This window comes from Collinsella aerofaciens (genome assembly GCF_040910185.1).
In the GTDB taxonomy this organism is placed as follows: domain Bacteria; phylum Actinomycetota; class Coriobacteriia; order Coriobacteriales; family Coriobacteriaceae; genus Collinsella; species Collinsella aerofaciens_BF.
On the sequence record NZ_JBDGBA010000032.1, the window covers coordinates 1 to 14,095 of the forward strand.

The 14,095-nt window shown below is 60.3% G+C and carries 12 protein-coding genes; 5 read left to right on the forward strand and 7 right to left on the reverse strand.

Translation table 11 applies throughout. From position 1 onward, the window contains the following. Positions 1-64: 64 nt before the first annotated feature. Positions 65-205, reverse strand: a complete 141-nt coding sequence (locus AB5Z54_RS09415; protein ID WP_368161336.1) for a DUF2335 domain-containing protein — start codon at positions 203-205, stop codon at positions 65-67. A gap of 159 nt (positions 206-364) precedes the next feature. Here AB5Z54_RS09415 and AB5Z54_RS09420 point away from each other — a divergent pair, with 159 nt between their 5' ends. Both AB5Z54_RS09420 and AB5Z54_RS09425 read left to right on the forward strand, forming a co-directional pair. Beyond that, a complete protein-coding gene (locus tag AB5Z54_RS09420) occupies positions 365-1,543 on the forward strand; it encodes an acetate/propionate family kinase (protein WP_368161326.1) in 1,179 nt (392 codons plus the stop codon). 164 nt (positions 1,544-1,707) lie between these two features. Further along, on the forward strand, positions 1,708-2,886 hold the full coding sequence (locus AB5Z54_RS09425; protein WP_117820680.1) for an acetate/propionate family kinase: 1,179 nt from the start codon (positions 1,708-1,710) through the stop codon (positions 2,884-2,886). Positions 2,887-2,983: 97 nt separating this feature from the next. On the opposite strand, the gene pta is transcribed toward AB5Z54_RS09425, so the two are convergent. Further along, the gene (pta, locus tag AB5Z54_RS09430) at positions 2,984-3,964 is read right to left on the reverse strand and encodes a phosphate acetyltransferase (RefSeq protein WP_006234296.1); all 981 of its coding nucleotides are present in this window, start codon (positions 3,962-3,964) and stop codon (positions 2,984-2,986) included. Positions 3,965-4,195: 231 nt separating this feature from the next. On the opposite strand from pta, the gene glf reads away from it, so the two are divergent. After that, the gene (glf, locus tag AB5Z54_RS09435) at positions 4,196-5,398 is read left to right on the forward strand and encodes a UDP-galactopyranose mutase (RefSeq protein WP_368161328.1); all 1,203 of its coding nucleotides are present in this window, start codon (positions 4,196-4,198) and stop codon (positions 5,396-5,398) included. Then, a complete protein-coding gene (locus AB5Z54_RS09440; RefSeq protein WP_006234294.1) occupies positions 5,391-6,422 on the forward strand; it encodes a glycosyltransferase family 2 protein in 1,032 nt (343 codons plus the stop codon). Before glf ends, AB5Z54_RS09440 begins: the two co-directional genes overlap by 8 nt. 371 nt (positions 6,423-6,793) lie before the next feature. Here AB5Z54_RS09440 and AB5Z54_RS09445 read toward each other — a convergent pair whose 3' ends face one another. From AB5Z54_RS09445 to ppk1, 5 genes are all read right to left on the reverse strand, one after another. Continuing rightward, complete coding sequence (locus AB5Z54_RS09445) at positions 6,794-7,795, reverse strand: P1 family peptidase (RefSeq protein ID WP_368161329.1); 1,002 nt, start codon at positions 7,793-7,795, stop codon at positions 6,794-6,796. A 101-nt stretch (positions 7,796-7,896) separates the two neighbouring features. Further along, a complete protein-coding gene (locus AB5Z54_RS09450) occupies positions 7,897-8,478 on the reverse strand; it encodes a Maf family protein (protein ID WP_368161331.1) in 582 nt (193 codons plus the stop codon). Then, the gene (locus AB5Z54_RS09455; RefSeq protein WP_055287259.1) at positions 8,475-9,017 is read right to left on the reverse strand and encodes a DJ-1 family glyoxalase III; all 543 of its coding nucleotides are present in this window, start codon (positions 9,015-9,017) and stop codon (positions 8,475-8,477) included. Before AB5Z54_RS09455 ends, AB5Z54_RS09450 begins: the two co-directional genes overlap by 4 nt. A 106-nt stretch (positions 9,018-9,123) precedes the next feature. Next, positions 9,124-10,452 carry a 23S rRNA (uracil(1939)-C(5))-methyltransferase RlmD gene (gene rlmD, locus AB5Z54_RS09460; RefSeq protein ID WP_368161332.1) on the reverse strand — a complete coding sequence of 443 codons (1,329 nt, stop codon included), beginning with the start codon at positions 10,450-10,452 and terminating at the stop codon, positions 9,124-9,126. Positions 10,453-10,550: 98 nt separating this feature from the next. Beyond that, complete coding sequence (ppk1, locus tag AB5Z54_RS09465; protein WP_233504633.1) at positions 10,551-13,124, reverse strand: polyphosphate kinase 1; 2,574 nt, start codon at positions 13,122-13,124, stop codon at positions 10,551-10,553. A 558-nt stretch (positions 13,125-13,682) separates the two neighbouring features. On the opposite strand from ppk1, the gene AB5Z54_RS09470 reads away from it, so the two are divergent. Then, a partial coding sequence (locus tag AB5Z54_RS09470) for an arginine deiminase family protein (RefSeq protein ID WP_368161334.1) occupies positions 13,683-14,095 on the forward strand: 413 nt, incomplete at its 3' end.

Here is a 14,095-nt window from a genome sequence, read left to right on the forward strand (position 1 = left end):
TGTCGCAGCCCCGACCCGCGGTCACGAGCGGGGGCTCCTGTCGTTTCCGTGCCCCTGGATTGGGTCATAGTGTCTGATTTCGGTTCAAAGCCAGATGGTGGCGGTGGGTGCCATCCTTTTCTATCTGTTCAATGATGCGTTGAGCAGCATCGCGGACATTCGAGTCATATTGCTTGTCGCGCTCGGGATTTCTTCTTTGGTGTATATCCCCGCGCTATTTCGTCTTACAAGTCAAAGGCCATGCGTATTTAGGCACCGATAACTTATATATCAACGCAATAAACCCGAGCGCGAGGGCGTTTGGGTTTATTATTGAAGCGTATGTAACCTGGCGGCGCCACACCGCCTGTTAGTAGGGAGACACATGAACGTTCTGGTCGTCAACGCGGGATCTTCGACCCTTAAGTATCAGGTCATCGACACCAAGTCCCATAAGGTGTCCGCAAAGGGCTCCTGCGAGCGCGTCTGCTTTACCGGTGGTACCTTCACCCATGCTGCCAATGGCTCCAAGAAGGTGACCGAGAACATCGAGTTCCCCGACCACAAGGTCGCCATCGAGGTCGTCCTGAAGGACCTCGAGGCCAACGGCGTCAAGATCGAGGGTATTGGCCATCGCATCGTTCAGGGCGGTTGGTACTTTGGCGACTCCTCCCTCGTCGACGAGGACGTTCTCGCCAAGATCCGCGAGGTCGCCCCGCTGGCGCCGCTGCACAACAACCCCGAGGCCAACGTTATCGAGTACTGCCTGGAACAGTATCCCGACCTGCCCAACGTCACGGTCTACGACACCGCTTTCCACTTCAACATGCCCGAGGTCGCCAAGACTTACGCCCTGCCCAAGGACGTCTGCGACAAGCTGCACATCCGTAAGTACGGCGCCCACGGCACCAGCTACCGTTACATCTCCAAGAAGGTCGCCGAGATGACCAACGACGAGGCTCGCAAGGTCGTCGTGTGCCATATCGGCTCCGGCGCTTCCCTGTGCGCCATCGAGGACGGCAAGTGCATGGACACCACCATGGGCCTCACCCCGCTCGACGGCGTCATGATGGGCACCCGCTGCGGCTCCATCGACCCGGCTACCGTGTGCTACCTGCAGCGCGAAGGCGGGTACACCTTCGACGAGGTCGATGAGATGATGAACAAGAAGTCCGGCCTTTTGGCTGTGACCGGCGGCAAGACCAACGACTGCCGCAACGTCGAGGAGCTCGCCGCTGCCGGTGACCCCGAGGCTCAGCTCGCCTTCGATATGTTCGTCTACAAGATTGCCGCCAAGGCTGCCGAGATGGCCACTTCCATGTGCGGCATGGACACCCTGGTCTTTACCGCCGGCATCGGCGAGCACGCTCCGGCTGTTCGCGCCGGCGTTGCCGACCGTCTGGCCTTTATGGGCGTCAAGATGGATCATGCGCGCAACGCCCTGCGTGGTGACGGCGCTTGGTGCCTGTCTGCCAAGGATTCCAAGGTCAAGATTTTCGTCATTCCCACGGACGAGGAGTTCATGATCGCTTCCGACGTCGAGCGCATCGTCAACGGCAAGTAATTGCAAGAGGGGAGGGGCTGGACGACCGAGTGCCGTTCGGCCCTTCTTTTGTGCTCGTTGGGCGATATGCCTGATAGCTATTTATTAAGTTATGATAACTTCTTATTAACATGCGGCCGCCTTAAGGGGTCTGCGTCGACCGTATTGCACTGCAAAGGAGTCTCATGAACGTACTTGTTGTCAACGCCGGCAGCTCAAGCCTCAAATATCAGCTTTTGGATACCGATACCCGCGAGGTTTTCGCCAAGGGCAACTGCGAGCGTATCGGATCGGACATGGGCATCTTTGGCCACTCCGAGAACGGTGGCGCTAAGCAGACCGAGGAGGTCCCTTTCCCCGATCATCGCTCTGCTATCGCTCGCGTGCTCGAGGAGCTCGAGAAGACCGACTTTACGATTGATGGCATTGGGCATCGTATCGTTCAGGGCGGCTGGCACTTCGATGATTCCGCGGTTGTCGACGACGAGGTTATGGCCAAGATTCTTGAGGTGGCACCGCTTGCTCCGCTGCACAACTACGGCGAGGCCGCAGCGATTGAGTATTGCCGTGAGAAGTATCCGGAGCTGCCCAACGTGGCGGTCTTCGACACCTCGTTCCACATGACCATGCCCGAGGTCGCCTACACCTACGCGCTGCCCAAGGACGTGTGCGACAAGTACCACGTGCGCAAGTACGGCGCACACGGTACGAGCCACCGCTACGAGTGGATGATGGCCAAGGAGATCCTGGGCTCGCGCTGCCACCGTCTGCTTTCGTGCCATCTGGGCAACGGCGCTTCGCTCGCCGCCATCGAGGACGGCGTGTGCCGCGATACCACGATGGGCCTCACGCCGCTCGACGGCCTGATGATGGGTACCCGTTGCGGCTCCATCGACCCGGCTACCGTGTGCTACCTGCAGCGCGAGGGCGGCTACAGCTATCAGGAAGTCGATGACATGATGAACAAGCAGTCTGGTCTGCTTGCCATCTCGGGCATCTCCAACGACGCCCGCGACATCCGCACGCGCGCCTCCGAGGGCGACGAGCGCTGCCTGCTCGCCTTCGATATGTTCGCCTACAAGGCCATGCAGCAGGCCGGTTCCATGATCGCTTCCATGGCGGGCGTGGACACCATTACCTTTACCGCCGGCATCGGCGAGAACGACTGGTCGATCCGTAAGGCCTTCTGCGACTGCTTTGAGTGGCTGGGCGTACGCATCGACAACAACAAGAACCGCGAGGCCGTGGGCAACGGCCCGCAGGTCATCAGTGCCGCCGGTTCCGCCGTCACGGTCATGGTCATCCCCACCGACGAGGAATACATGATCGCCCACGACGTCGAGCGCCTGACCAAGAACAACTAACGCTCGCATTTGCAAGTAAACGAAAGGCCTCCAGAGCAACAGCTCCGGAGGCCTTTTGCTAGCGGGCGGAAATTCCTGTCCCGAGGGGATATGTACGCTACTCAGCCATCTGAGCCTGGACGGCGGTGATGGCCACGACACCCACGATGTCGTCGGCAGAGCAGCCGCGCGAAAGGTCGTTAACCGGCTTGGCGATGCCCTGCAGGATGGGGCCGTAGGCGTCAGCACCGGCGAAGCGCTGGACCAGCTTGTAGCCGATGTTGCCGGCCTCGAGGTCGGGGAACACCAGCACGTTAGCCTTACCGGCGACGGAGGAGCCGGGAGCCTTGAGCTGGGCAACAGTGGGGACGATAGCGGCATCGAGCTGCAGGTCGCCGTCGATGGCGAGCTCGGGAGCCTTCTCCTTGCAGAACTTCACGGCCTCTTGGACCTTCTTGGCGACCTCGCCGCCGGCGGAGCCCATGGTGGAGTAGGAGAGCATGGCCACGTGCGGCTCAACGTTGCCCATGAAGGTGGACCAGGAGTGAGCCGAGGCGATGGCGATCTCGGAGAGCTCGTCGGAGGACGGGTTGATGTTGAGGCCGCAGTCGGCGAAGATCAGCGTGCCGTCGGTGCCGAACTGCGGGGTATCGGTGCACATCACGAAGAAGGCCGAGACCAGCTTGGTGCCCGGGGCGGTCTTGAGGATCTGAAGCGCAGGGCGCAGAGTGTCGGCAGTGGAGTGGCAGGCGCCGGAGACCAGGCCGTCGGCATCGCCCATCTTGACCATCATGGTGCCAAAGTAGGTGGCGTCCATCACCTGGGCGCGAGCCTGCTCGATGGTAACGCCCTTCTTGGCGCGGAGCTCGGCAAACTTCTGCGCGTACTCCTCGTGCTTCTCGGCATTGCGCGGGTCGATGACGGTAGCGCCGGGAACGTTGATCTCGTCGGGGTTGCCCAGGATGACGATCTTTGCCAGGCCCTCCTCGATGATTTTGGTGGCCGCGACGATAGTGCGCGGATCCTCGCCCTCGGGCAGGACGATCGTCTTAAGGTCGGCCTTGGCGGCAGACTTCATACGGTTTAGGAAATCGCTCATGTTACTCCTTACAAGCGTTTCGCTAAGCTCCAGGCGCCCGGCTGTTCACGAATAAACCCGCTGCTAGCGGGTTTACCTTTCAATTATGTTCGCCGCGGTGCTTGAGCTTTCCTTGTGTGGCAAGCTCATTATAGGACGCATTAGCGCTATAATCGCTCTGATAAATATGTCTCGAAGAATGTTCGAGAAAAGCCCAGCTAACGAGCCCGTGGCTTTTGACAAGGAGTATCGATGCAGATTACCTCAGGCCTGCCTGAAGGCTTTAACGCCGGCGCGTACGACATGATTGTCGTCGGTGCTGGATATGCCGGTGCCGTTTGCGCCCGCCGTCTTGCCGAGACCATCGGCTATCGTGTTGCCGTTTTGGAGCGCCGTAGCCACATTGCGGGCAATGCCTATGACTGCACTGACGAGGCCGGAATCCTGATCCACGAGTACGGTCCGCATATCTATCACACCTTTAACGAGCGCGTTCACAATTTCCTGTCGCGCTTTACCAAGTGGACGGATTATCAGCACAAGGTGCTCGCCAACATCAACGGTACCCTTATGCCCGTGCCCTTCAACCATGCGAGTCTCAAGCTCGCCTTTGGTGACGAGCGCGGCGAGGAGCTGTATCAGAAGCTCGTGGAGACCTTTGGCAAGGATGTCAAGGTGCCCATTATGGAGCTGCGTAAGAAGAACGACCCCGACTTGGCCGAGGTCGCCGATTACGTCTACGAGAACGTCTTTTTGCATTACACCATGAAGCAGTGGGGCCAGACGCCCGATCAGATCGACCCCTCGATCACCGGCCGCGTTCCCGTCTTTGTGGGCGATGATGACCGCTACTTCCCGCAAGCTCCCTTCCAGGGCATGCCGCAGGAGGGCTACACGGCGCTCTTTGAGCACATGCTCGACCACGACCTGATCGACGTGTTCTGCGACGTGGACGCCCGCGATCTCTTTGAGATCGACGAGACCACCGTCAAGATCGACGGCAAGGTCTATGGTGGCGAGATCGTCTACACCGGTCCACTCGACGAGCTGTTCAACCTCGATCTGGGCGCGCTACCGTACCGCACGCTCGACATGAAGTTCGAGACGCTCGATATGGACCAGTTCCAGCCCGTGGGCACCGTCAACTACACCACGAGCGAGGACTACACGCGCATCACCGAGTTCAAGAACATGACCGGTCAGATCTTGCCCGGCAAGACCACCATCATGAAGGAGTACTCCAAGGCCTATACGCGCGGCTCGGGCGAGACGCCGTACTACGCCATTCTTGAGCCCGAGAACCGTGAGCTCTATGAGCGCTATCTTGAGCGCGTCCAGAACCTGACGAACTTCCACCCGGTGGGTCGTCTGGCCGAGTATCGTTACTACGATATGGACGCCGTGACCAATTCCGCCCTCGATCTTTCGGATGAGATTATCGCCTGCCATGCATAAAGTCATAACATTCGGTATTCCCTCGTATAACGCCGCCAAGGACATGGACCATTGCATCACCTCCATCTTGGAGGGGAGCAATTACGCCACCGATATCGAGATTATCGTGGTGGACGACGGCTCCAAGGACGAGACGGCCGATAAGGCCGATGAGTGGGAGGCACGTTATCCCGGTATCATTCGCGCGGTACACCAGGAGAACGGTGGCCACGGTATTGCCGTCCTTTCGGGTCTGCGCGAAGCACAGGGCACCTACTACAAGGTTGTCGACTCGGATGACTGGCTCGACGCTGCGGCTCTTTCGACCATGCTGTCGATTCTGCGTGGCTTTGAAGAGCGCGATCAGCGCGTTGACCTGTTTATCTCGAACTACGTGTACGAGAAGGTTTACGAGGGCACGCATACCGCTATTGGCTACAAATTTGCCCTGCCGCGCAAGAAGATCTTTTCCTGGGATCAGATCGGTCATTTCCGCCTGGACCAGAACCTACTCATGCACAGCCTGTGCTATCGCACGGATGTGCTGCGCGAGTCCAACCTTCCCATGCCGCCGCACACGTTCTATGTGGACAACATCTACGCCTACGTGCCGCTGCCGCGTTGCAAGACCATGTACTACGCCGACATCGACCTCTACCGCTACTTTATCGGTCGCGAGGGCCAGAGCGTCAACGAGGCAACGATGGTCAAGCGTCTGGACCAGCAGTTCCGTGTTACGCGTATCATGATGGAGTCGTACCACTTGTACAGCGATGTTGAGTCGTCGCGTCTGCGCTCGTACATGATGGGCTATTTCACCATGATGATGGCGATCTGCTCGGTGCTCACCAAGCTTTCCGAGGAAGATTGCGCCGACGAGCGCCTAAAGACGCTGTGGAATGATTTGAAGGCCTACGACGAGCGCATGTATCGTCGTGCCCGCTACGGCGTGGTCGGGTTCTTCACCAATCTGCGCGGACGGGCCGGAGACAAAACCACACTCGGCCTATACCGTCTTGCCTCAAAGATCTTCAAATTCAACTAGCTGCTGAGTAATCGCTGCTGATAGGTTGACTGGGCCCCTTGGCCTTTAGTTTGCTACTGCGAACAGTCCTGCTCGCACGGAAAGCACATTAAGTGCTTTCCGGCTCGTGCGGAACTTGTATCAAACTAAAGGCCAAGGGGCTTCTGCTATAAGAATCGATTGTCAGGCTGCCTGAATTTGAAGATCTTAGACGCGCGGTACACAGGGGCCTGGGCTGAAAAGACTTGGTTGGTAGGCTGCCCGGTGGGGCTTGGTTATGTTTGTCGCGAGTTCCGCACGAGCCGAAGAGCACTTAATGTGCTCTTCGTGCGAGCCAGGACTGTAGAGCAGCAAACATAACCAAGCCCCACCGGGCAACCGGACGAGCTAGTTTACTTTGCGGCGCCGGGGATGCCGTGGGAGGTTTTGGCGGTTTTGGCTCCGTTTACGATGGCGGTTTGCAAAGCCCTTACGGCGAGCATGCCCAGCAGGTCTAGGGGAACGGCGGCGCTTGCCTGGGCGCCCAGTTTGCCGCTGGCGAGGGTGTAGATGGTGTCGCCGTCGTTGGTGGTGTGCGTGGGACGGATGGCGTGTGCGTAGGCGTCTGCGGCCATCTGGGAGACCTTGGTAGCTTGTGCCTTAGTGAGTTCCACGTTGGTGATGATGCAGCTGATGGTGGTGTTGGTGCGGTCGAGCGGCATCTGCATGGATCCGGCGGCGGCAAAGGCTGCGAGTTCCATGTCGACGATCTGGTCGCTATCGGCTGCGGCGCGCATGCCGGCGACCCACTCGCCGGTGAAGGGGTCGACAACGTTGCCGCAGGCGTTGACCGAGACCACGGCGCCCACCTTGACGGGACCGAGTGCCACGGCGGCAGCTCCAAGACCGGCCTTCATGCAGGTGGCAGGCCCCATGAGCTTACCCACGGTGGCGCCCGTGCCGGCGCCTACGTTGCCCTGTTCGAGCTTGGTGGGGGTGTGGTCGAGTGCTTCGCGCACGGCGGCGATGCCGGCCTCAATGTCGGGGCGCACGGTGGGGTCGCCAAAGGCAAGGTCGAAGATACAGCTGGAGCACACGATAGGCACCTGCGTGGGGCCGACGGGAAGGCCGATGCCGCGGCTCTCAAGCTCGCGAGCGACGCCGCTTGCAGCTTCGAGGCCAAAGGCCGATCCGCCCGAAAGGCAGACGGCGTGGACCTTGTCGACGGTGTTCTCGGGTCGTAGCAGGTCGGTCTCGCGCGAAGCGGGAGCGCCACCGCGTACGTCAACGCCGCCGGTGGCGCCCTCGGGTGCCACGATTACGGTGCAACCGGTGCCGGCCTCCTCGTCCGTATAGTTGCCATAGCAAAAGCCATCGACATCGCAGACGTCAATGGCCTCGAGCAGTGTATCCATGTTTAACTCCTATCGGTTTTCCGCCGCGCCTTGTGCCCGGTCGGGATCCGTACGGTACGCCAAAATTGTAGGCGCTGGGGAATACCCAGCGCCAGATGCAATTACGAGAGTTTTTGAATCGCGCGCGCGACGCGGGCGATGGGTAGGCCCGCTACGTTATAGAAGTCGCCCGAAATATCGTGCACGAGCATGCGGCCGCCTGTGCCCTGGATGCCGTAGGCGCCTGCCTTATCCATGGGCTCACCCGAGGCAACGTAGTGCTCGATCTGCTCGTCGGTGAGCTCGTAGAATGTCACGTCGGTCACATCGACAAACGACAGGCTCTCGGCGGCATGCGGGGCGGCCGTATCGCCTGCCTTAACGATGCAGACGCCGGTTGCGACCTGATGCGTGCGGCCCGAAAGCTCACGGAGCATGGTGCGCGCCTCGCCCTCGGTTGCCGGCTTGCCCAAAATCTTGCCGTCGAAGGTGACGATGGTGTCGGCCGCGACCGTCAGTTCTTTGGGCTCGGCATACTCGGCAGCAACGGCAGCCGCCTTGGCGCGTGCCAAGCGCTCGACAAGCGTGAGCGGAGCCTCGCCATCAAAGGGCGTTTCGTCGATATCCGCGGGAATCACGCGAATGTTGTAGCCTGCCTCGCGCATCAGCTCTATGCGGCGCGGCGATTGCGAAGCCAAAATCATAGTTGGATGCCCTCGGCGACCTTCTCGACGGCCTTGTCGCCGGCGAGCGTGCGCAGCAGCTCCAATGCAAAGGGGAGTGACTGTGCCATGCCGCTGGCAGTGATGATGTTGCCGTCTTGCGTGACCTTCTCGCCGGTATAGGCACCTTCGGGGAAGCTTTTCTCAAAGCCAGGGAAGCACGTGGCATGGCGCCCCTCGAGCAGGTCGAGCTCGCCCAGGATAAACGGGGCGGCGCAGATGGCGGCGACGTGCTTGGTTGCGGCGAACTCGCAGACTACGTCGCAGACGCGCTGATCTGCGCGCAGGTTGGTGGCACCGGGCAGGCCGCCGGGCAGCACGACGCAGTCGTACTCGTCAAAGTTGATCTCATCAAAGAGCGCATCGCAGGTCACGGGGATCTGCAGCGAGCTTACGACCTCGCGCGTGGGCATGATCGAGACGAGCGTGGCACGCACGCCGCCGCGACGCATGACATCGACCATGGTCAAGCATTCAATAGTTTCAAAGCCATCGGCGGCGAGAACGGCAACGCTGGGCATGAGGGTTCCTTTCATAGGCGGCATACAATTAGCCGTCTTATACCCCGAAGACCTCCGCTTGCCACGCTCGATTTCCCAATGATTTTTCTGAGCAATGATTAAGTGGCTAGTTGCGCTTGAGGTGGACGACGGTTTCGCAGTGGAAGGTTTGTGGGAATAGGTCGACTGGCGTGATCTTTATGGGGGAGAAGGTGCCTTCTTCGACAAAGCGTTTGAGATCGCGCGCCAGGGTGGCCGGGTCGCAGCTCACGTAGGCGACATCGCGGGCACTCGTGCTGGCGATAAGGTCGATCGCCTCGGGGGCGAGGCCTGCGCGCGGCGGGTCGACCACCAAGATGTCGGCATCCTGGTCGGGGAACTCGCGCACCGCGTCTCCGCCAATGACGTCGACGTTATCAAGCTTGTTGATCTCCAGGTTACGGCGCAGGTCGCGCACGGCGGGGCCGTAGGCCTCGACGGCGGCGACAAAGTCGCAGCGGCGGGCGAGCGGCAGGGTAAAGGTGCCGGCACCGCAGTACAGGTCCACGGCAAGCTCGTCTTCCTGCGGATCGAGCGTTTCCATGACAAGCTCGATCAAAATCTCGGCACCCTTGGTGTTGACCTGGAAAAAAGACGGGGCAGACAAGCGCATCTGACCCTCGGCGATATTCTCGGTCCATGAGCCTTCTCCGGCGAGCATTTCGACCTTGGAAACACGGCGGGCCTTCTTTTCGCCCTTGCTCATCACGCGTACGACACTTGTGGGGTGCGCGGCGTCTGCCAACACGCGCGAGACTTGCGAGCGCGGGAAAGAGCCCGTAGGCGTCCAGAGCGCCACCTCGAGTGCCTTGGTGCGACGCGAGGCGCGAATGCCCACGCGCTCCAGACCCAGGTTGTGGCTGCCGCTCAGATAGTTGAGCGCGCCGACGACTGACTTGAGCGCCTTGGGGAAGCGTTTGTCGAACAACGGGCACGAATCGACGGTCACGATCTCGCGGGGATCGACGCCGTGCATGCCAAGACGCACGCGACCGTTGACGACGGTTGGTTCGAGCTCGATTTTATTGCGGTAGCCCCAATCATCCTTGGTGTGGCGGATGGGTTGCACAAGCTTATCGACCTGATCGGGGCTGAACTTGCCGATACGCTCGAGCGTGGAACGCAGGTTTTGCTCCTTGGCGGCAAGCTGTGCCGTGCGCGAGAGGTTGCCCCACGAGCAGCCGCCGCAAATGCCAACGAAGGGGCAGGGAGGCTGGATGCGATCGAGGCTCGGCTCCAGTATCTCGGTGGTGCGGGCGCGCATGAACGACTTGCCGTCCTGCACGATCTCGGCCTCGACGGTGTCGCCTGCCACGGCGCCCTGCACAAATACGGCTTTGCCGTTGTCGGCATGCGCCAGCCCGTCGGCGCCGTACGTCATCGATTCTATAGTGAGCTTCATATTCCTGCCTGTCATTCGCGTTGTTGTTCGCACCATGGTAGCAGGGAAAAGCGCCCCGCATCCGAGGCTTTCCTCAAATGCGGGGCGCTTCTACAAACTGCTTCTACAAACGACTATTTCGTCTTGCCGGTAATGAGCGTCTTAAGACCCAGGCCGATCAGACCCAGGCCCATGCGCACGCGGCCGGGGCGATGGCGCTCGATGGCCTTGGTCTTGCCGGCGGGCTTATCGCGACGGGCGCTCGTCTCGGGTGCGGGCTTGATGACCTGCGGATCGGGCTGAGGTGCAGGTGCAGGCTCGGGCTCAATGACGGTCGCCTGGACCTCTTGGACCTTGGGTGTGGCCGGCTGCGGCTCAGGAGCAGGGGCGGGCTTTGCCTCGGCGGCGGGCTCCGGAGTCGCAGTAGCGGGCTCGGGCGCTTTCTCCACGGCGGGCTCTGCGGCAGCCTCGGGCTCATTCACCGGGGGAGCTGCAACCGCTTCCGGTTTGGCAGCTGCCCCGTGTTCAACATCGGCCTGAATGGCCTCCTCGGCCACACGTTCCTTCTCCTGTGCGCGCTGCTGCGCGGCGGCCTCGGCGTTGCGATAGGCACGCTCCAGCAGGGCTTCCTGCGAGTTGAAGGGTTTCTCACCCTCTGCACGCTCCACGGGGACCCAGGTGCCGTCGCTCGTGAGGCTGCGGGCCTTCACGTTGTCGCGCAGCTGCATGCCCATGTACTCGTGCACTAGGGCGCGGCAGGTGGGGTCGAGCACGGGGAAGGCAATCTCCACGCGGTGCTCGGTGTTGCGCGTCATCATGTCTGCCGAGCTCAGGTAAATCATGTCCGAGTCCACGCCGAAAGCATAGACGCGCGCGTGCTCCAAAAAGCGTCCGACGATGGAGCGGACATGCACGTTCTCGGTCTTGCCCGGAACACCGGGCTTGAGGCACGAGATGCCGCGGATGATCATGTCTACGCGCACGCCGGCACACGATGCCTCAGCGATCTTGTCGATAACCTCGCGGTCGGTCAGCGAGTTGAGCTTAAAGAACACGCGGGCGGGCTCGCCGGCAAGGGCGCGCTGGATCTCGCGGTCAAGCCCGCGCATGATGAGCGGTTTCAGTCCGACGGGCGCCACACCCAGGAAGCGGTAGTCGCCGCGCAGGTTGCCCAGCGACAGATTGCGGAAGAACAGGTTGGCGTCCTCGCCGATGCCGGGATGGGCTGTCATGAGCATAAAGTCGCTGTAGAGTTTGGCCGTCTTCTCGTTAAAGTTGCCGGTGCCCAAAAGCGTGAGGCGCGTTAGCGCCATGCCCTCGCGATAGGTGAGCTGGCAGATCTTTGAGTGGCATTTAAAGCCCTCGGAACCATAGATGACGGTGCAGCCGGCCTCTTCCAGGCGCTCGGCCCACTCGATGTTGTTCTGCTCGTCAAAGCGGGCACGAAGTTCCATGAGCACCGTGACCTCTTTGCCGTTCTCGGCAGCATCGATCAGCGACTCGCACAGGCGGCTCTGCTTGGCCACGCGGTAGAGCGTGATGCGCAGCGAGATGCACTCGGGGTCGTAGGCGGCCTCGTGCACCAGATCCAGGAAGGGGTTCATGGCCTCGTAGGGATAAAAGAGCAGCTTGTCGTGCTGCAGCACCTGCTCGCGGATGGAGCGGGTCATGTCGATGGTGGGATTGGGCTGCGGCCTAAACGGCGTAAAGAGCAGCTCGTTGCGCAGGTGCTCGGGAATCTTGCCCTCAATGCCAAAGACGTAGCCCAGGTCGAGCGGGATATCGCAGGTAAAGACAGAGCGGCGCGAAAGCTCGAGCGCCTTGCGGATGGTCTTGAGCGTTGCCTTCTCGAGCGACCCCGAGACCGCGAGCACTACCGGCTGCAGACGCAGGCGCTTCTTGAGGATGCGCTTCATGTGCTGGCGGTAGTCCTCTTCCTCTTCGACGCCCTCGCCGTCCGGATCGATGTCGGCGTTGCGGGTGACGCGGATCAGCGCACGATCCAGCGGCTTATAGGAGCCAAAGCAGCTGTCCAGGCAGGCGAGGATGACGTCCTCGAGCAAGATGTAGGAGTAGGTGCCGGTGGGCGAGGGGATCTCGACCACGCGGTTCATCGAGGCGGGAATCTCGATAAGGCCCAGCAGGCTCTCCTCGTCGGTGGCGCCGTCCAGACCACAGGCCAGATAGAGCGCGCCATTGCGTAGGTTGGGGAAGGGGTGGCGAGGATCGATGACCAGCGGCGAGATGACCGGCGACACGTAGGCCTGGAAGTAGCGGGTTACAAAGGTGCGCTCCTCGGGCGTAAGCGAATCGATGCGGGCGCGGTGAACGCCCAAGGTGTCGAGCTTGCCCTCGATGCTCTTAAAGATGGACTCCCAACGGGTAAGGAGCCCGGGCATTTCGGCCATGACAGCATCGACCTGTTCGGAGGCGGTCATATTGCTCTTGTTGTCGACAGGTTGCTTTTTGAGCTCTGCCAGATCGGACAGGCCGCCCACGCGCACCATGAGAAACTCGTCGAGGTTAGACTCGAAAATCGACACGAACTTTAGACGCTCGAACAGCGGAACGGTCTCATCGAAGGCTTCGTCAAGCACACGGTTGTCAAAGCGTAGCCAGCTGAGCTCTCGGTTCTGCGTGTACGAGAAGTCGCGAGGCGGTTTGCGCAGCTTTGCGGCGGCTTGCTTTTTTTCGATTTTGCTCGGCATATGCATCTGTCCGTTCAGTCCCCGCAGGGGACGGTAGCCTAACCCTATTCACTATTGTCTCAATTTAGTCGACTTGTGGCACGGACGTATTGTGCGAACGGTATCTTTACCTACTTCTTACGCTGACAAGTCATAGGACTGACGCCCTGCTCGTCTGCAAGCGGTCTATATCCTCACTCAACTGGTACGTAAGTGTGAATAAGAATGATGGATAGCTGAATATCATTGAATGCAGGCGGAAACGTAAACAAACATCATTTATATACATAAAACCGATTTAGCTATGCAATTCTGAATCAAAAGTTTAGAGATGCAATTGCAAATAGTTTTTAGGAAAAAAGAGCGTTTACCTTAGAAAAGTTACTTTAGAACGCCGAAGTACATTATGGGGGAATCTCGTGCGATATACCGTTCATCGCACTTTGTTGACCGTTCGGGGGCGAGGTGGAATTGCGGGTGGAATTTGGATATAACTAGAGCTGTCAGCAAGCAGCGTCCGCTATGGAAGGGCGCTAACGAATCGGCCCTGACAAGGGCCCGAAAGAAAGGTAGGAGGCCATGACGAAAGGTCTGCACGTGCCTTCCGAGATCGGCAAGCTCAGGAAGGTCTGCCTGCACCGTCCCGGCGACGAGCTCCTCAACCTGCCGCCCGACGAGCTCGAGCGACTCCTGTTCGACGACGTCCCGTTCCTGGAGGTCGCGCAGCAGGAGCACGACACCTTCGCCCAGATCCTGAGGGACCAGGGCGTGGAGGTCCTCTATCTCGAGAACCTCGTCGCCGAGGTGTTCGACCAGGTCCCCGGCGCCCGCGCCGAGTTCACCGACCAGTACATCGCCGAGGCCGGCATCCGCGGCCAGCACATGCCGCAGATCGTCCGCGAGAAGCTGGACTCCATCGAGGACAACCTCGAGTTCGTCAAGAAGACCATGGCCGGCATGACCAAGTCCGAGATCGACATGCCCCTCACGGC